The organism is Microcoleus sp. T3_A4 (assembly GCF_036700465.1).
GTDB lineage: Bacteria > Cyanobacteriota > Cyanobacteriia > Cyanobacteriales > Microcoleaceae > Microcoleus.
Window position 1 is genome coordinate 49,703 of record NZ_JAUBOY010000032.1, and the last position, 18,498, is coordinate 68,200.

The 18,498-nt window shown below is 46.4% G+C and carries 20 protein-coding genes; 5 read left to right on the plus strand and 15 right to left on the minus strand.

Annotated elements, in window-relative coordinates; translation table 11 throughout:
* Positions 1-23: 23 nt before the first annotated feature.
* The gene (locus QUA07_RS18790; protein ID WP_333327799.1) at positions 24-665 is read right to left on the minus strand and encodes a pentapeptide repeat-containing protein; all 642 of its coding nucleotides are present in this window, start codon (positions 663-665) and stop codon (positions 24-26) included.
* A 50-nt stretch (positions 666-715) separates the two neighbouring features.
* Complete coding sequence (gene pheA, locus QUA07_RS18795) at positions 716-1,663, minus strand: prephenate dehydratase (protein WP_333327802.1); 948 nt, start codon at positions 1,661-1,663, stop codon at positions 716-718.
* Between the two features lie 208 nt (positions 1,664-1,871).
* On the opposite strand from pheA, the gene QUA07_RS18800 reads away from it, so the two are divergent.
* Entirely contained in the window at positions 1,872-2,450 is a 579-nt protein-coding gene (locus QUA07_RS18800) for a DUF1997 domain-containing protein (protein ID WP_333327806.1), read from the plus strand.
* Between the two features lie 145 nt (positions 2,451-2,595).
* Here QUA07_RS18800 and QUA07_RS18805 read toward each other — a convergent pair whose 3' ends face one another.
* From QUA07_RS18805 to pgl, 6 genes are all read right to left on the minus strand, one after another.
* Positions 2,596-3,048: an FHA domain-containing protein gene (locus QUA07_RS18805; protein WP_333081247.1), complete on the minus strand. Its 453-nt coding sequence runs from the start codon at positions 3,046-3,048 to the stop codon at positions 2,596-2,598.
* Positions 3,045-3,494, minus strand: a complete 450-nt coding sequence (locus QUA07_RS18810) for a hypothetical protein (RefSeq protein ID WP_333327809.1) — start codon at positions 3,492-3,494, stop codon at positions 3,045-3,047. Before QUA07_RS18810 ends, QUA07_RS18805 begins: the two co-directional genes overlap by 4 nt.
* A 280-nt stretch (positions 3,495-3,774) precedes the next feature.
* The gene (locus QUA07_RS18815; RefSeq protein ID WP_333327811.1) at positions 3,775-4,512 is read right to left on the minus strand and encodes a PRC-barrel domain-containing protein; all 738 of its coding nucleotides are present in this window, start codon (positions 4,510-4,512) and stop codon (positions 3,775-3,777) included.
* Positions 4,513-4,567: 55 nt separating this feature from the next.
* Positions 4,568-5,059, minus strand: coding sequence for an FHA domain-containing protein (locus tag QUA07_RS18820; RefSeq protein WP_333081243.1), 492 nt, complete (start codon positions 5,057-5,059; stop codon positions 4,568-4,570).
* Positions 5,060-5,141: 82 nt separating this feature from the next.
* Entirely contained in the window at positions 5,142-5,933 is a 792-nt protein-coding gene (locus QUA07_RS18825; RefSeq protein WP_333081242.1) for an FHA domain-containing protein, read from the minus strand.
* Between the two features lie 204 nt (positions 5,934-6,137).
* Positions 6,138-6,857, minus strand: coding sequence for a 6-phosphogluconolactonase (gene pgl / locus QUA07_RS18830; RefSeq protein ID WP_333327814.1), 720 nt, complete (start codon positions 6,855-6,857; stop codon positions 6,138-6,140).
* Positions 6,858-6,989: 132 nt separating this feature from the next.
* Here pgl and QUA07_RS18835 point away from each other — a divergent pair, with 132 nt between their 5' ends.
* Both QUA07_RS18835 and QUA07_RS18840 read left to right on the plus strand, forming a co-directional pair.
* Positions 6,990-7,202, plus strand: a complete 213-nt coding sequence (locus QUA07_RS18835; protein ID WP_333327817.1) for a hypothetical protein — start codon at positions 6,990-6,992, stop codon at positions 7,200-7,202.
* A 118-nt stretch (positions 7,203-7,320) separates the two neighbouring features.
* Complete coding sequence (locus tag QUA07_RS18840; RefSeq protein WP_333327819.1) at positions 7,321-8,688, plus strand: hypothetical protein; 1,368 nt, start codon at positions 7,321-7,323, stop codon at positions 8,686-8,688.
* Positions 8,689-8,760: 72 nt separating this feature from the next.
* Here QUA07_RS18840 and QUA07_RS18845 read toward each other — a convergent pair whose 3' ends face one another.
* From QUA07_RS18845 to QUA07_RS18865, 5 genes are all read right to left on the minus strand, one after another.
* Entirely contained in the window at positions 8,761-9,927 is a 1,167-nt protein-coding gene (locus QUA07_RS18845) for an LptF/LptG family permease (protein ID WP_333327822.1), read from the minus strand.
* Between the two features lie 80 nt (positions 9,928-10,007).
* Positions 10,008-10,736 carry an LPS export ABC transporter ATP-binding protein gene (gene lptB / locus QUA07_RS18850; protein WP_333034782.1) on the minus strand — a complete coding sequence of 243 codons (729 nt, stop codon included), beginning with the start codon at positions 10,734-10,736 and terminating at the stop codon, positions 10,008-10,010.
* A gap of 173 nt (positions 10,737-10,909) precedes the next feature.
* The gene (locus QUA07_RS18855) at positions 10,910-11,380 is read right to left on the minus strand and encodes an LptA/OstA family protein (protein ID WP_333327824.1); all 471 of its coding nucleotides are present in this window, start codon (positions 11,378-11,380) and stop codon (positions 10,910-10,912) included.
* Between the two features lie 291 nt (positions 11,381-11,671).
* Entirely contained in the window at positions 11,672-12,079 is a 408-nt protein-coding gene (locus QUA07_RS18860; protein ID WP_333327828.1) for a DUF309 domain-containing protein, read from the minus strand.
* A 147-nt stretch (positions 12,080-12,226) separates the two neighbouring features.
* Positions 12,227-12,589 (minus strand): ferredoxin-thioredoxin reductase catalytic domain-containing protein, encoded by a 363-nt coding sequence (locus tag QUA07_RS18865; protein ID WP_194012549.1) that lies wholly within the window; start codon positions 12,587-12,589, stop codon positions 12,227-12,229.
* A 311-nt stretch (positions 12,590-12,900) separates the two neighbouring features.
* Here QUA07_RS18865 and cas6 point away from each other — a divergent pair, with 311 nt between their 5' ends.
* A complete protein-coding gene (gene cas6 / locus QUA07_RS18870) occupies positions 12,901-14,031 on the plus strand; it encodes a CRISPR-associated endoribonuclease Cas6 (protein ID WP_333327832.1) in 1,131 nt (376 codons plus the stop codon).
* Between the two features lie 63 nt (positions 14,032-14,094).
* Here the strand turns inward: cas6 and QUA07_RS18875 are convergent, their stop codons facing one another.
* Positions 14,095-15,531 (minus strand): DUF2079 domain-containing protein, encoded by a 1,437-nt coding sequence (locus QUA07_RS18875; RefSeq protein WP_333327835.1) that lies wholly within the window; start codon positions 15,529-15,531, stop codon positions 14,095-14,097.
* A gap of 9 nt (positions 15,532-15,540) precedes the next feature.
* Positions 15,541-17,124 carry a DUF2079 domain-containing protein gene (locus QUA07_RS18880; protein WP_333327838.1) on the minus strand — a complete coding sequence of 528 codons (1,584 nt, stop codon included), beginning with the start codon at positions 17,122-17,124 and terminating at the stop codon, positions 15,541-15,543.
* Positions 17,125-17,251: 127 nt separating this feature from the next.
* Here QUA07_RS18880 and dxr point away from each other — a divergent pair, with 127 nt between their 5' ends.
* On the plus strand, positions 17,252-18,442 hold the full coding sequence (gene dxr, locus QUA07_RS18885) for a 1-deoxy-D-xylulose-5-phosphate reductoisomerase (RefSeq protein WP_333327841.1): 1,191 nt from the start codon (positions 17,252-17,254) through the stop codon (positions 18,440-18,442).
* Positions 18,443-18,498 lie beyond the last annotated feature (56 nt).

Genomic DNA, 18,498 nt, shown 5'->3' on the forward strand with positions numbered 1-18,498 from the left:
CGGTTATATATTATTGCGTGATTTCAAACTTGTCTGACGCAAAAATGTATAGCCCCACTTAAAATTGCCTTATCTAGCTGAGCTCCCTCAAGATTAGCACCGCACAAAAATGCCCCGCTCAAATTAGCACCCCTCAAGTCAGCTCCTCTCAAATCGGCGTCCTCAAGGTTACTTTCACACAAAAAAGCGTTTCTCAAGTTGGCTTTTTTTAGACTTGCTCCCCGCAGTTTAGCCTCGCTTAGATTGGCTTCTTCGAGGTTTGTATTGTCCAAGCAAGCATCTATGAGGTTTGCTTCCATTAGGTTGGCGGCGTACAAGAAAGCTCCGCTCAAATCAACACCGATCATTTTGGTGTCGCTCAAGTTGGCGTTTTTCAGTTTTGCTTCAATCAGGTCAGCTCCTGTTAATCTGGCGAAACTTAGATCGGCTCGGCTCAGGTTTGCCCCATTGAGTTTGGTCATCACCAGGCAAGCATTCTTGAGATTGCTACCTATTAAGTTTGCCCCCATTAGGTTGGCCAAAGCAAAATTTATTTCTTTGAGATTCGCGCAGGCTAGATTAATATGAATTAGGAAAGCTTCTCGCAAAGAAGCCTCTTTCAAGTTTGTTTCATGAAAATTTCTTTCTCCGGCGGCGTATCGCTTGAGAAGTTCATCAGCATTCATCTCACCAGCCTCCTAAGGTTGACTTAAAAAGTATACTACATAAAAGAAAATTATACTACTGACAGTAAATTGTAGCAACCAAAGATTTTTAAAGTTTCTGTGTGATTTTTTAATTCTTCGAGTGCCGCTCGAACAAATGCTTGGCAGGCGTTAGCCTCAACGTCCATAAAGAAAATATATTCTCCGAGTGATCTTTTAGTCGGTCTAGATTCAATCCGACTTAAATTAATACCGCGACTGGCAAATACTTCCAAAGGTTTTACCAGTGCTCCCGGCATATTGGCCGGTACGCTAAAAGCTAGTGAGGTATGGGTGCAATTAGACGGTGAAGTATCGAGGATCAACTTAGCAGCAGATGTTGTGCTGGATTTAAGGGATGAGTGTTCCCCTGGTTCTACGTTGGCGATTTCTCCACCACTCCTGCTGAGTACCCAAAAGCGAGTGTAATTATCGGGATAATCATTAATGGGGTGAGCTAACACTGGCAAATTGTAAAGTTCAGCCGCTCTTGGCGAAGATATCGCTGCTACATTTCTATCTTCCAGATATTGCAATGCTTCCGTCGTAGAGTTCGCCGGAATTAATTGAGCTGAGGGAATAAACTGCCCCAACCATACCTGACACTGAGCTAGCGCTTGCGGGTGAGAGTAAACTTTTTGAATCTCGTTAAAATTTTTGGCATTAGACACTAAGGCGTGGGAAATTGGCAAAACTAAGGCGTGTTGAATGCGGAGTTGATCGAGTCGCCAGAGTGTATCTAAGGTGACAGTCACGCTGCCTTCGATCGAATTTTCGACGGGCACAACTGAATAGTCAACCTGCCCTACGGCAGATGCCTCTAGCGCTTGGGAAATGGTGGAATAAGGACACAGGGTGCATTCCAAGTTAGTTTCCAGGCTCAACCAATTGAGATAAGCTAGAGCCGCTGTTTCTGCATTTGTACCAACAGGGCCGAGATGTGCGATCCTCTTCGAGGGCTGCGCTAACGAAATTTTCATGTAGAGGCAATTTTAGGTTACAAATGTTTGCTTTACTCTCATCAGCTAGGAAGTATGATGAAAAATTAGCGATGTCCAGAAAGCTTTAATCAGTGATTTCTCGGATGACATTGCTGGGCGTGCGACTTAGTGCGCTACGTATGTCACCTTAAAAAAGGTGATACTTTATTAAGATATGCTTAGGAATCCTATATTTTGATATTTTCTCATGTATACCCGCTTTAATTCTTCCCAATCCGTTGAGATCGCCGTACCAGAGGAACGGGTTCCCATTCAACATTATCTGCGCCAGCCGAGGCGACTGGTGAACGCCCTCGTTGATCAAAGTCGCACACAACAGCTAAGCGATGACTGTTTCCGCCTAAAAATGCGACCGTTACAATTTATGATGCTGAGCATTCAACCCACAGTAGACATGAGGGTGTGGGCCCAGTCGGATGGCACAATCAATTTGCAGTCCGTCGCCTGCGAAATTCTCGGCGTGGGTTATATCAACGATCGCTTTGCTCTCAATCTCAAAGGAAAGCTTTGTGTACACCAAAGCAGCGGGGTAGCATACTTGAAAGGAAAAGCGGATTTGGAAGTGCAAGTAGAATTACCGCCGCCGTTTTGGCTGACGCCCAAACCCATTTTAGAAGCAACGGGGAATGCTTTGCTCAAGAGCGTACTGCTGAGCGTCAAACAGCGGTTGATGCACCAGTTGCTCTTAGATTACCGCCGCTGGGCAAACAGCGAAAGTGAGCTAATATCGATCGATCTCCCCCCAATCTTATCTTTAGAAGGCTGACATCCTACTAGATAACCTGTTAATTAATGTATAGGGATATTTAGGCACAAATCAGGCCACTTACCCCAATATTAGTTAGACGCTCGAATTGGGCATCGGTCACTTTGTGGGAACTAGCCAGCAGGGATAGATAGATAGCGGCCGGTCAGTCAAGATCGATTTGAGTCAGCCCCCCAAGTTCATCGTCTTCGAGGATTCCCACGCCCCCAGGCCAAGCTGTTGACCTGTTTTTTGAAACTTCGTCCTTTTGGCGGAGTTCGCGCTGCGGTGGCTTAATGATTTTGCCCGGTTGATTCGTGGCGGCCACCCGAATCCTGATTTTTGGCCCGGAATTGCCCAAGCGAATTGTCATACCGTCCACAACGGACACCTGAGCGATCGGTCTATCATCTACATAAGTGCCGTTAGCACCAAAATTAATAATTTCCCAGCCATTAGCGTGATTCCACAGCTCTACGTGGTGGCGGGAAACTACAGCGCTGTAAATAATTACATCATTGTCGTTCGATCGACCGATCCGAACCACCGGTTCTGATTCAAAACACCAACTTTGAACTGGGACAGACTGGATAGGATGTAAAAGAGTTAAGGTAATCACTGATGTTTTGACACTCCACCGCCAGACTGAAACGGGGATACTTCCAGAGAGATTTTTTGGGAGAAAACTGCAAAAAATTTGCTTTTTAAAGGCGTCGTCAGTGCGCCCCTATTCCCTCTATCGGCAGTAAAAGTCGAACTTTTGGCTGCTTGAGGCATTTGAAGCAACTTTTGAGGGTGAGCTTTTGGCGCAGGCGCCAATTTTTGCTGTCCTCGGTAACAACCAAACACGATGTGATTAGTCGGGTGAACTTCCCAGTGATGGACGGCGGTTTTAACCGCGTGATTAATGTGGTCTGTGAGGGAGCGATTCTGCCGATGGGTGAGCCGCTCAATTCGATCGGCTAAATAATCCTTTTCCCGCTGATGAACCAGAGACTTTAACTCAGACCCGCGCTGGTTGCACCGCTGATTCGACTTCTCGATCAGGCGACAGTCACTGCTCAAGGACTCGCTGTTTATAAAGAAAGAAGTTAACCAATTATTAATCCTGGGGTCTCTAGATAAAATACTTGTTGATTGTATCAAACAGCATAGGTCATTTTGAGTTGCTAACATTTTCCTTATTGATGCGATACCTTTAAAATACAATGCTTTGAGCAGCACTGGAATTTTAAGCGACAACGCATCAATTTCTCATAGCGAAAATACCGATCGACCTTCCTCGCGCGCGCCGCCCGAAAATGCGATCGGCAATTAGTCCCCCGGCGAGCGGGAAGACCAAACTTCAGCTCAAATCTGAGTCAGGCGGCTCCGGTTTCGGCTCTGGCTGGACAGATTCTTGCCTTTGCCGTTTCAACTCTGCAACTTTTTCTTGAGCTACATCCCTGACTTCGAGAGCTTTATCTTGGAATTTTTCCGCCAGACTTTGAGCGCCCCGCTTCACACCGGCCACATTTTTGAGAGTTCTGTCGAAATCTTCGTGTAAAAACTCTGCTACCAGACCGACTTTTTTGTGCAGTCCCTCCGCGTACTGCACTGGCTCTGATACAGCAGCTTCAGAGACGATCGCCCGCTTGCTGCCAATGGTCGAAATAGCTGCCACAGGTAACAAGTAAATGTCGTCTAAAACACCGCGCCAGCCGCTTGATTTAAATAGGTAGTGGGTTACTGAACCCGTGCGGATATCAAAAAGGTAGTCAACCACTGCACCTGCCTGATTCCCAGCGTCCGTGAGCACCTCAAGCCCGATCGGACAAACAGCTTGTTCCGGCTGATGCAATTCCGGCAGTTCCGGGTTAATGGTGACAAAAACATTTTCCCCCACTGTATCAACTTGTGCCCAAGCGAACCAAGTTTTTTTGCTACCCAAAAGGCCCGACTTGCAAGTAAAGCCGATCGCCCGCTGGGAGTGAGCATCGAGCCAAACCCGATCTACCCTGCCGACCTCTTCCGCCGTTCTGCGGTCGATGGTGCGGCGGCCCTGCAGTTCGCTGCGCCTAACAATCTGTGGTGATGTACTCATAAATAAACTCCTGAGTGCCGCCTTTGAAAAATGTCGATCGTCCAAAGAAGCCGATTTAATATTCTTCTTCCGAATAATGGCGATTATTATCTGCCTGGGTTAACTCCTCCTCTTCCCTGGAATTGCCAACTTCTTTGTGGTCGGGAACAGGAATCGTGCTAATGTGCACGCCGCCCGAGGGAGCGTGAATTTCCTTAGCCTCCCTAGGCTTGACGCTAATTTGTCCTAACTGGACTGAGGACTGATTCGGGCCTACGTTGATTTGAATTTTCGGCCCAGAGCGAGCCAAGTGAACGATCAGACCGTCCACAATGGGAACCTTAGCGATCGGCTTACCATCGAGGTAAGTGCCGTTGGTACCTAAATTGATCAGTTCCCAAGTTATGCCGCTGCGCCGCAATTCGATGTGGCGACGAGAAACCACAGCGCTAAAAAGAACGACGTGGTTTTCGGTCGAACGCCCGATCCGGACGACCTGCTCGTCTTCAAAGATCCAACTGCGGACGGGTATAGACTGGAGTGGATGTAGCAAGGTCAGCTTAATCACATTGGCTGCATTGAGTTTTGGTAGAGCGCCTCAAGATGCGATTTTAGATTTTAGACTTTCGATCGCCCAATCCAAACTCGCTCTAAGAGATTTGAAATAAAAACGTAACCAGGTCTCCTTTGCCCAGAGAAATGCGGTCTCCCGGTCGCAACCGGTGGCGGTTTCCCTTGGGTAGCGGAGTATTGTTGACGTAAGTGCCGTTGGAACTGCCTACATCTTCTAGGTAGCAAGCATCTCCCTCCACCCGGAGATTTGCGTGTACCCGAGAAACTATCTCAGAATTAGCAAATCCCGAAACATCAATATCCGGGGGCACTAAATCATTTGGCTTGCCTATGTGAACCACAGCCAGACTGTGAGGCAATTCCATCGGGGTATTTGTCTGAACGTGTAGCAGGCGCGCCGACTGCTGTTGCAGTTGAGTTTTAGCTACACCTGCTGGCTGTAGGCCCGGAACCGGAGGAGAGATAGTTACTGGTGTTGCCACCGATTCAGTTGTAACAGGAACCGAGGGCAAAGGCGGGGGATCTGGAATCGTCGGAATGCTGGCAGGAGTTTTTTCCAAGTTAAGCCCCTTATTCAGGGTAACTAGAGGTTCCATTGCCATCAGGGGATCGGGTGGCACTAAATCCGGCGCCGGTGAGGATACCACTGTCGGGCCTACAGGCGAGGGGGACGGTACTGTCACCTCAACTTCTGGAACTATGGAACCCGGACGCAAATTAAAGCCACACTGACCGCAAAATGCTGCATCTGTCTGAACTGCTGCACCGCAGTTCGAGCAACTTGCGGTAACAGGTAAAGGCGTGTAGCAAGCCTCACACTGGCTGGCCCCGTCGGGGTTCTGGTGATTGCAATTGGGACAGACAATCATCGATTTCTCCTTGCTATCGGCCAGATTTTCAAATCAGCCTCATAAAAATACTCGTGTATATGGTCAAATTTTAACTTTAACCGCCACAATTCTTATATTGCTTCTAATACTAGCAACTGAGCTGACGCCGTGACGTTAGCTGTGATGGGCAAGATTGAGTTAGTGATAATGCTGACTGTGTTGGCACGCTTGCGGCTCTGTCGGCTATTTTACTGCTTCGCCAGCCGCCGCATCGAACAGCCACCAAAGTTCGCCCTCTGGTTGAACGAGTCTGGCTGGATAGGTCATTTCGTCGGCTGCGGGGGCAAAAATTTGAGCTAGGGCGGGTTGTTTGCTGGCTCCTGCGACCATGAAGATGACGCACCGGGCCCGGTTGATTAAGGGGACTGTAAAGGTAATGCGGGGTTGACCGTCTTTGTTGCCGACAGTTACTAGGGCGTCGCGGACTTGCAAAGCTGCTGTGCCGGGAAATAGAGAGGCTGTGTGGGCGTCGTCTCCTATGCCCAATAAAATGATGTCGAAGGCAGGAAACTCGCCGTCGGATACTTTGAAGAACTGCTGTAATTCGGTTTGGTGCGCCGCAGCGTCGGCTGCGGGGTCGCAGGCGCCTGTGGGCATGGGGTGGATGTTGCTGGCGGGGATATTCACTCGATCGAGCCATGCGAGGCGCGCCATTTTTTGATTGCTGTCTGGGTGTTCTGGGGGAACGTAGCGTTCGTCGCCCCAGAAAACGTGAATTTTGTCCCAAGGCAGGTCTTGGGCTGCTATCGCTCTGTAGAGGGGTTCCGGTGTGCTTCCGCCCGCTGCGGCGATCGTACAAAGTCCGCGTTCTGCTATGGCTTCTGAGATTTTCGACAGCACAATCTCGAGCGATCGATCTATCAGTTGTTCCCGATTTGCTAATACTTCTACGATTTTTTTCATTAATTTCCTCTCAACTTTTCTTGGGTGTTGTTCTCAGCAATTGCCAATTTTACCTTGACATTTTGGTTTGAGGTCGAGCTGCTAACAGACCCGGCTGGCCGGACACAGCATCCCATAAAATTTTATCATCTTATGCCCCTTGATTTAAGGAAAGCAAGACATATTTCTACCAGTGCTTTATGGATTTTCACCGGTTGCATTGAGCTTTCGCAACTTTCAATCAAAAGTTCGATCGTACTCGGAGCATCTGGGCAGAAAGTAAAAAGCGTTTTTTGGGAGTGCGATCCGTCCCGCACAGCAAAATCTATAAATATAGCCAGCCGGACGATCGCACACCGACAGTAAAAGCCAAACCGAGATGCTCCCGATCGCACTTACCCCCGCATAGCAAAAATAATCAAGATTGATGTGGTAGACTAGGGAAAATAGTTTTAAATCCGCACGATCGGAAGGAAGCAAAACTATGTCAATTTTTAAGCGATTTCCTACATCTGTCCGCTATCTAATAGCGCGGTTGCGCCACTGGACGCAACCCGCCGTTTGGGCTCCCTTAGCCGTGCTGTGTGCGGGGGGGTTATTTATCTGGGAGGTCTCTGTAAATCCAGAAAGGTTGAGTATAGATGGCGAAGAAGAACCAGCCTCAAACACTCCAGCTTCGCTATCGGGACTATCTGCTGAAGATACCGCCATTGCGGCTGAAATCGACAGCTCACCAGTGCTAGTCAATCAGTTTAATGGCTCTACTGCTTCTGAACTGAACTTGTTAAATTCATCAGTAGTAAAAAGCAAAGGTTTATTCGAGGAACTTCGAGATCGGGACTTAGAAACTCCTCAGCCATCTTTAGCCCCCAAGCGGGTAGGAAGCAGCGGATTTTTATCCTTGTCAAATTTAGCAAATTCTGCTGTCGAGGCCGGAAACAATAACCCCCAAAATTCCACCTTGCCAAGTTCAAACGGAACATCAGCGTTGAGTTTATCTAGCAGCGGGAGACTAACTTCCGGGATAAAAACGATCAAGCCTGAGTCTGGGGGTACAGCGACAGCAACTTTATCGCAGGCGTCGAGTGATGCTAATTCAGATAAACAAAACGAAAATTCTCTGCCTTTGAGTCCGCTGCAAGCAGCTATGAAAAAATACGTCGTTGCTAACACTTCGCCAACGGCGGCTTCGGCTGAAAAAACAGCAGACTCGGCTAAATTGCTTGATCGACCGGCTTCCGATCCGGCGGCAGGAAATGCGACCAATTTGCTCCCAACGACCGCTACAGCTCAAAGTGGAGCCACTCCAGTGAATGTTCCCACAGCACTTCTCCCACTTGTGGCTCCGACAAATAATGTGAGCAAGGAATCTCAAGAATTCTTAAAACCGACAGCTACAGTCCCTGAATCATTAGCGGGGTTAACTTCCCGAGTACCGAGCCTTCCCGAAATTAATGCAGGGGCTGCAACGGTGGCTTTGCCGAAAAATCCCTACCAAACTAATTTATCTGGCTCAGGCTTCGCACCTGAAGTTCAACCTGTGGCACTTCCAGTAGCCATACCTTCGCCAACACCTCTACTTCCCAATGTCGGTGCATCTCCCTTTCCAAGTGGGATTGGGGGAAGCAAGATAATTAGCCCTCAATTCTCTCCCAATGCAGCGAATTCTCAATTTCAAACACCTCCACCGAGTCAGCTTAATTTGCCACAGCCGCCTAACTTTGGAGTTGTTCCCCAAAACACAAATCAGGGCGTGCAGCCCATTCAACCTCAAACTTTTTCTACACCCCGCTCCCTGGCTCCGGGACGCTACATTGGCGGTGGCGAAATCAATACTTTTTCTAATCCTTAAATGATGGAAGTGGGGCTACGAAAACGATATTATCAATTCCCAATGCCCAATTCCCAATGTTAGTGGTAAAACTTACCTAGCGGCGGCCCGCACCAACAACAATCCCCCGATTCCCAAGCCAAACACGATAGGCAACCAAGCCGAAAGAATCGGAGTCAAAACAGCTTTCACGCCCATAGAACTGGTGATGAAAGAAAATACGTAGTAAGTGAAAATCACAACTACGCTAATACCAAAACTCGTTCCTCGCCCGGAGCGGCGCGGTTGAGTTCCCAAAGCTGCTCCCACTAAACCGAATACCATGCACACGAAAGGAAAAGCATATTTTTCTTGAATTCGCACCTTTAATTTGCGAATTTGCGGTTCGTCGCCACTGTTTTTAAGGATATCCAAACGCTCTAAGGCTTGGGCAATGTTCATTTCCTTAAAATCCCGCGCTCTCGCAGCTAAATCTAAGGGCGTGCGGGGCAGTTGCAATTGCTGGTGTTGAAACCTAACTATATTGCGGTAAGAGCCATCAGGAGCTACTATATAAGCGGTTCCGTTGAAAAAATCCCAGGTATTTTCTGAGGGATTCCAAGTAGCGGATTCTGAAGAAACGATTTGATTGAGGCCTGGGGTGGAGCGATCGATAATTGTTAAACCTTTCATTTGCTGGCCGTCAAATTGTTCTGCATAAAAAAAGCGGGCCAGGATTTCGTCGCCGCCTTTTTCGGGTTTGCGAAATTCTGTGTAGATAATATTTCTATCTTGAAATGTCGGTTTTTCTCGCTTCAGGGCTCTGTCTAAAGTCACAGTAGCTCTGTAGCTGGCGGCGGGTACAACTAACTCTTGCAAAGCAAAGGTGAAGCCTGCAACAATTAAACTCATTATCACAGCAGGCAGTATCAATCGGTATACGCTGACTCCGCAACTGCGGAGGGCTATGAGTTCGCTGTCGCTGGACATTCGGCTGTAGGCCATTAAGGTTGCTAGCAGCATCGACATCGGGAAAGCCAACACTACGAAGTAGGGAATTTGCAGGAGAAAAATTTCTATGGCTGCGCTGTAGGGGAGGCCGGATTCTGCTACTCTGCGGACTAATTCAAATAAAGCTCCAACTGTGACGGCGACGGATGTAAAGAGTCCGACGCCAAATAAAAAGGGGCCGATTAGTTCTTTGGTAATGTACCAGTCCATTACTGAAATTCTCGGCAGCCAGTTGATGGGATTCAAAGAATTGGATATTGCTATTTTCATAGTTTGGGCTTTTTGCAGTTTGCTCCTCAATCTAACATCTCGAATCTAAAATTATGGCCATGGGGAATGCCTTCAAAAGACTATCGCACGAAGTTGTCACCTAAGTAATACTGTCGCACTAAAGGGTTGCTGTAGAGTTCTTCTTCCGCCCCGGAGGCTAAAATTTGACCGTCTCGCATGATGTAGGCTCGATCGGTAATTTCGAGGGTTTCTCGGACGTTGTGATCTGTGATGAGGATGCCGATTTTACGATCGCGCAATTTAGCAATAATGGTTTGAATTTCGTCTACTGCGATCGGATCGACGCCTGCAAACGGTTCGTCTAAAAATAGGAACATCGGGCCGTCTCGCCCTGCGGCTAATGCTCTGGCCAGTTCAGTCCGTCGCCTTTCTCCCCCCGATATTTGAATTCCCAAACTGGATGCTATTTTTTCTAAGCGAAATTCTTGCAATAGGAAATCGACTCGCTCGCGCCATTCCCAGCGCGGCACTTGAGTTTGTTCTAGGACTAACAAAATGTTGTCGCGCACGCTCATGTTGCGAAAAATGCTTGCTTCTTGAGCGAGATAGCCAATTCCCAAATGTGCTCGCTGGTGCATCGCCAATTTAGTGATGTCTAAATCATTTAGCCAAACGGTGCCTTGATTTGGTTTTTCTAATCCGGTTGCTATGTAAAATGTTGTGGTTTTGCCGGCACCGTTGGGGCCGAGCAGTCCTACTATTTCTCCTTGGGCTACCGAAAGGTTGACGCGACTGACTACATTGCGTTTTCCGTAGGATTTGTGAATATTTTCGAGTACAATTTTCATTTTCGCTCCCGGCAAGCTCTACAAGCTAAATTTCAGACTGCTGCTGTGTGCGATCGAGTCTCTAATTTAAATTTTACCTTTTCAAGTTTGTGAGTTTTATAAAGACGAAATTTCGCATCTATCCCAAGTAGTATGTTTTGGCTGAGGCGAAATTTCGCTGCTGCAAGCCACTGTTACCGGGGGGCTGTAGTTGGACGTGGGGAGCCAACTGTATTTTGGGCTGCCGCATCTTGTTCCGGGGCAACCAGATAAACAGATTCTACCTGTCCTGGGTTGTCTGGCAGGGCAATAAACCGCCCTTCGTCGATCAGGTATGTTATGGTTTCGCCGCGTAGGCTGTTGCCCTGCTGCAATACGTAAACGTCTCCGCTGAGAATGATCCGGCGCTCGCGGCTGAAGTATTGAGCTTGAGCTGCGGTTGCTTGTATTTGGCGGGCTGGATAGTTGATTTGGACGTTGCCGCGGGCAGTCACGATGCCGGTTTTGGAGTCGGCTTCTTGAATGTCCGATCGCACGCTGAGAGTGCGGGGCGGCCCGGCTTGCGGGTAGGTGGGAGAGGCTATCGCGCCTGCCAGAGTCAGGGGCAACAGCAGCGATAATCCTTTGAATATGCGGAAATTGAGCAGTTTAGCGGAGGGCATCATAAGCTTGGAGCCTCAATATTTGTGAAATTACTGAAGGGCATTATATCCAGTTAGATATTTTATCTTAACGGCCAGAAAGATTCCCGTGAGGTCGATCGATTGACCCGATAGTCTCAACCAATTATCCTAGCAAGACAACAGCGAATTTAATTGGCTATTTTGCTGAGTGGCTGCAACTGTCTTACCCAGAAACCGGCAAGATACTCGTTCCACAGTCAATTAATCTGCTTGGGCAGCCAGCCCTCCTCTGTGTAGAGGCTAAGTATACTGCACCCTAATACAAATATTTATTTAACTTTTTGGTACTTTGATAATTAGCGGCAATTGCAAGCCGGCAACTTCTGTACCTGCGAACAACGGTTGAAATTTAGCTACTTCTTCCGGGCTAGCTTGTTGCAAAGCGCTCAAAAGTTTAGCACTTTGTCCGAGCAAGTCTTCAACAGCAATTCCAGCATAACTAGGCTGATAAAAACTGAGCCGATTTATTCCTTCTCCCAGCAATATGACTGCACCGCGCCAGTTTTGATTTCCTAAGTGATAAAGCGCGACCGCAATTTGCAAGATTCCCTGATAAAACCTTTTTTCCGGCTCGCAGGCTTCCATCCACAAAGCCTCTAAAGTATCGTGACAAGCGTAAAATTCTTGGCTGTTAAACTGTTCAACACCTTGCCAAAACTCGATCGGGATTTCCTCTGTCATTCGATTGGGGATTGGGGATTTTCGATGGCGGATATATGTTTGAGTAGGCGGCGATCGATTGTTTTTTAATAGCTAAGTCTTAAAAATAGGAAAACTTCCGAAGGATTTTCAAAACTACTGCCATTTCACGACCGCCTACTTAACCAATTACATAGTCTCTCTGACAGCTTGAATCTGATCCATTCCTATTTCCTGATTAGTTCCAGCAAAATCGTTGTCTGGCGTCAGAAATAACATACAGTGACACTCTTTCCGCTCGCGCATGGGAATGCAGGGACAGTTCCAGTAGGCGGCTTTTACTTCGGCTTCTTTATCTTCGTAATGGCGACAAGGGCATAAGGGAGCGCCTAGTTCATCCTTGTGTTTTGCTAGTCCTTCTATCACGACAGCAGTGACGGAAGGTTCGGAACAAAAGTAAGTTCCCGTGCGCTTGGCGTAGGTTTCGGAGAAATTCTTCATTGCCTCCAAAGTTTTTTCGTTGGATAGTTTAGATTTTTCTGTTGTGTTCATAGTTTAGGATCGGAGTTGAGGATGCTACGAGCTTTTGACAATTGTAGCGCAGAATGTGATTTTAAACACTGGTATATTTCTGTTTAGTTACAAGGAAGAAAACCTTGACAAAGATTGAGTTTTAGGTTGTTGGTTTTTTAGTGGTTTTTGTCTATCCCGGAGGGTGCGGGAAACTGGCGGCAGAGCGAGTTTTTGAAGCTACCAAAAGATTTGGGCGATCGATCGCCCTCAACAATCATCCCCCAAAGGGGATAAAAATCAGCTAAGATAGCACGGCGCTCTTTCTGTGACGGTTATAGGCACGGCATCTGATGGCAACTTCCCCGAACCGCACCGGCACCCGCGATCGAAAATCTCCTCCGTCTGGGCTGATTTGGCCGGCTGACACCGAGTTAGTCGGATTAGTGTTTGAATTGACTCCCCGCGCTGCTAGCTATCTGTACGCGCAGTATGCTATAGGTTTGCACGCTTGGTTTTTAGCTCAAGTGCAGCAAACTGACCCGGATTTATCGCAACTTTTGCACGATGAACAGTCAGAAAAAGCCTTTACTATTTCGGGATTGGAAGGTGATTTGCTCCCTGGTGGCAAAGAATTTCAGCTTTTGGGCGATCGAATTTATCGCTGGTACGTAACAGGACTTTCAAAGCCAGTAGTGCAGTGGCTGAGTCAGTGGCTGCCAAATTTGCCCGAAGAGATAGATTTACGAAATGCTCCGCTGCTAATTCGCTCTTGGGATATTGCTTTTGCTCCCACAACTTACCAGCAATTACTAACAGCAGAAATCCCATTATCCCACAACATAAAACTTAGTTTTGTGACTCCTACAAGCTTTCGCAGCAAAGGCCATCATTTCCCTTTGCCAGTTCCCGAAAATGTTTTTCACAGCTATTTGCGCCGCTGGAATAACTTTTCGGGGGTAAATTTTGACCAAACAGAATTTTTGAATTGGATTGATGAAAATGCAATTATTAGCCGCCACAAATTGGAGTCGCAAAAGGTAGTGGCGGGCAAAAAAGGCATGGTAACGGGGTTCACTGGGGCTGTGGAATTTGGTCTAGGGCGATCGGCTCACAATCGTCCTGATTTTGTACAATTATTTTATGCTTTGGGGCGGTTAGCGCCTTACTGTGGAACGGGGCACAAAACAACTTTTGGATTGGGACAAACGCGAGCAGAATGGTTGACAGCAGCGCTACCTGAAGTGTCGATACAAAGCGTATTGGCGGCGCGAATAGATGAATTGACAAAGAAGTTTATAGCGCACAGAAAGCGTACAGGCGGAAGTCGCGCTGCTGAGATTGCTGAAACTTGGGCGACGATTTTGGCGCGCCGGGAATTGGGGGAATCTTTGTTTGATATTGCTGCTGATTTGGAAATGCCTTATGAAACTGTGAAAACTTACGTGAAGTTGGCAAGAAGGGCTGTGAAAGTGGAGGATTAGCGCGAATTAGTTGACTGTTGACTGATGACTGTTGACTGATGACTGTTGACTGATGACTGCTGACTAAGGACTCTTAGTAAATAGATATATGTTGTCTCGCTGATATTTGAGTTGAAATTGAGGGTTGTTTTTTAGTTTAGTTATGAGGTTTTCCACAAAAGCTCGATCGCTCATCCAGCCAGGATAGCGCAAATTCAGCAATACATAATCAAATTCTGTGAGATTTGCAGGCGGCCCGTTAGCCTGAGTTAATCTTACGACAGGGCGGTGCGCTAAGTGCGGAGCAATCTGAGCAGTTGTTAAAACACTGCCTTTGGTTTCAACAAGAGAAATTGCTTCTCTGGTAGCGGGCAAAGTGTCGATCCCATTTAAATAAATAGTCCAAAAATAGCCGTATTTCGCTAAAGCTAAGAAAGCAATCAACGACCAAATTACAATAACTCTAGGCAATGGATAGTTAGGAAGTGGCAATCTATCAAATATTGTCTTTCCCTTTTGCTGATTGCTATATGCTAAACTGGAAATTACGCCAACCAATAAAAACGGCAATATCGGCACAGAATATTGATGAATTAAATCCCGCTGAGCGGGGATATCGGAAAGAATATTCATCGCCAACATCGGCACAGCACTAATTAAAGATGACAGATGACGCGGGGACAGCCACCAAATTACTGGTAATAGCAATAACCCTAAATATCCAAAAGTATCTAAAGAAAACAAACGCCCTAAAACTAGATTTGGTTTCACTATTAAATTAATAGCAATTTCCAAAACCGAGTTTCCCAAATATTGATATCGCCCGATACCCGCGTGTTCTCTTCCCTGATTAAAATACGGTATAACTGCCTGAGTAGCTACCAGGAACCAACCCGCGCCGAGAAATAGAGCTATGAGTCCACAATTGCGTTTTTTGTCAAAACACAACAACCACAAACCCATCGCAGCCACAGTTAAAGATAGCACGGCTTTGCAGCTCAAAACTAATACAATCGCAGCACAAAACCACAAGGTTTTATTCAGTCTCGCGGCTAAGATTGCTGCTAGCAGTGCTGGCAAAGCAATTACTTCTGGGTGAAAGTCGAAGAGATTGACATTAAATACTGCGGGATAAAGTAGATATACGGCTGAAATTGCCATTGCTTTTCGTTCGTTTAATCCCGCTTGACGTGCCAAACTCCAACTCGGCCAAGCGCCTAAAGCTAGGGAAACAGCTTGCACTAAAAAAAGCCAGTGAACATCGGGATATATTTTGTAAAGTAAAGCTAGTGGATAGAAAATAAAAGCAGCGTGATCCCCCCAAATATTTATTGCCATTAAAGAGGAAAATGGCGTTTGGTTTTGGGAGATTAAATAAATTGCTTGGTCAAAAATTGCTAAGTCGAATGCAGTTGACTGAAACAAAGCGTGCCGCGCGCTGCTGGCGGCAAATAAGACTATCGTTGTCACGACAATCATTAAAAATACTGGATGAGATTTTAGGGATTTGAAAGTTAGCATTTGATTGGTTTAATCAGCCCTTCGTTTAAATAGCAGGACTTCGTTTTTTTGATAAGTTAATTTAAAATCGGGAGAAGTTTTAAGTTTATTTGCTAAAGTAGCACCAAGTTTTTCAGTATCAGGCCAGGGATGGCGCAGATTTAATAATATGTATTGAAATTCAGCTAAATTTGTTTGGGGCGAAATTTGTGACAGCAATTTTACTATGGGGCGGTGGGTAAAGTGAGGGGCAAGTCTATTATCTGTTAAAATACTGCTTTGCGGTTGAACTTGTGCGACTGCTTCGCGTGTAGCTTGCCAGGTATCTAGTCTATTTATGTACAGATAAAAATCTTTATATTCGCCCACACATAGGAAGATTAGTAATGACCAAATTATCATGATTCTCGGCAATTGAATTCCCTGCCAAAGTTGAGAAATTCGGAAGTTTTTAAATTGTGGCAGATTGACCCATGTTAAAAAATGTTGCTTATTTACTTTATCCTCTTCCTTGTTGCCTTTTATTTCTTCCCTGTTCCTTGTTTCTTCCTTCGCGATAACTGCTAAAAATAAGAATGGAATTACAGGCACTGAATACTGATAGGCTAAGCTGCGTTGAAATGACAAGTCAGAGAGGATATTGATCAGCAGGGTAGGGAGGGCAGGAATTAGCGCTGTTAAATATTGTAGGCGTAGTTTGCCAGAGAATGGCAATAGCAGCCAAATCACAGGTAAGGTGAGGAGAAATAAATATTTTAATGTATCGAGTGAAAAAATTTTTCCTAATACTAACTGGGGTTTTAATATGAGATTGATGATAATTTCTAGTACGGATTTGCCTAAATAGCTGTAGCGCCCGACTCCAGCGACTTCGCTGCCGCTAAAGAAGGGGATTATTTTCTGGGAAGCTATCAAAAACCAAGCTGCACCTAGCAAAAGTGCGATCGCCCCGTACCGTTGCTTTTTTTCGCAAAAAAACAGCCCGAAACCCATAGCAACAACGGTTAGGGACAAAACCGCTTTGCAACTGAGAACTAACACAATAGCGGTACAAAACCACACAATTTTATTTAAACGTGCCGCCAAAATTGCTGCTAAAAGTGCGGGTAAAGCGATTACTTCCGGGTGAAAATCAAATAAATTGATGTTAAATACCACCGGATAGAGCAAATAAATCAATGCGATCGCACGGGATTGTTCTTGATTCAAGCCTGCCAAACGCGCTAAACTCCACATAGGCCAAGCGCCTAGGGATAATGCAACTGCTTGTACCAACAGCAGCCAATGCACATCCGGGTAGATTTTGTACAGCCAAGCTAGCGGATAATAGATTACCGCTGCGTGATCGCCCAAAATATGAATCCCCATTAAAGAAGAAAAAGGCGTTTGGTTTTGGCTGATCAAGTAAATTGCTTGGTCAAAAATTCCCAAATCGAAAGCAGTTGATTGGAATAAAGCGTGGCGTAAACTGCTACACAAAAAGAAAATTGCCGTAGCAGTAGCGATCGCCCAAACCAAACTCGACGGTAGCTGAGATCGACCTTCCTCTCTATTTTCGGCGATCGAGACACTGATGTCCTCACGGTCATCAGCAAAATTTTCCCTATTTTGCATGAAATCTGGCACTAGGTGGTCACTCAAAATATGATTCCATCGAATGTGCTTTCCACGCAATAGTTAACCACTAATTTTCATCCCCGCAATCGTAATATTAGAATAATCCACAAAACATTAAAAAATTGTGAAAGCAATAACTCTTCTCGGCTCCACAGGCTCCATCGGCACTCAAACTCTGGATATTGTAGCTCAATACCCCGATCAATTTCGGATTGTCGGGTTAACCGCCGGACGAAATGTAACGTTGCTGGCCCAGCAAATTCGCCAGTTTCGACCGGAAATTGTCGCGATTTGCGACGAAGATCAATTACAGGAATTGAAAGAGGCGATCGCAGATCTCGACCCTCAACCTATTTTACTTGCTGGCGAGTCAGGCGTTGTCGAAGTTGCCCAATACGGTGACGCTCAAGCCGTCGTCACGGGCATAGTTGGCTGTGCCGGTTTGCTGCCAACAATTGCGGCTATCAAAGCAGGCAAAGATATTGCCTTAGCCAATAAAGAAACATTAATCGCAGGGGGCCCTGTTGTCAACCCCTTAATCGAAAAATACGGCGTTAAAATATTACCCGCAGACTCGGAACATTCGGCAATTTTTCAGTGCCTCCAAGGTGTTATGGTTGGCGGGTTGCGGCGAATTATTCTCACTGCTTCGGGGGGTTCTTTTCGAGATTTGCCGATCGACAAATTAGCAGGAGTAACAGTAGCCGATGCTTTGAAACATCCGAATTGGTCGATGGGGCAGAAAATCACGATCGATTCTGCTACTTTGATGAATAAAGGATTAGAAGTAATTGAGGCTCATTACTTATTCGGAATGGATTATGATGACATTGATATTGTCATCCATCCCCAGAGCATAATTCACTCGTTAATTGAGCTGCAAGATACCTCGGTTTTGGCGCAATTGGGCTGGCCGGATATGCGATTGCCACTGCTTTACGCTTTGTCTTGGCCGGAGCGAATTCATACAGATTGGGAACGGCTGGATTTGGTAAAAGCTGGGGATTTAACTTTCCGAGAACCCGACCACGAAAAGTATCCTTGTATGCAGTTGGCTTATGCGGCGGGACGTGCGGGCGGTTCGATGCCTGCGGTGCTGAATGCGGCAAACGAACAGGCGGTAGCGCTATTTTTGCAGGAGAAGATTCAGTTTTTGGATATTCCGAAGTTGATTGAGAAGGCCTGCGACAAACATCAAGCCGATAACTGTGAAAGTCCTGGTTTAGACGATATTTTGGCCGCGGATAGGTGGGCGCGGCAGGAAGTTTTGGCAGATAGTATGGAATTGGGCGATCGTATTCTTTCGGTTCGCTAATTGTATCAGCAGACTTGCAATTACCCACAAGCCCTAGGAGTGAATGAATTCCCCGT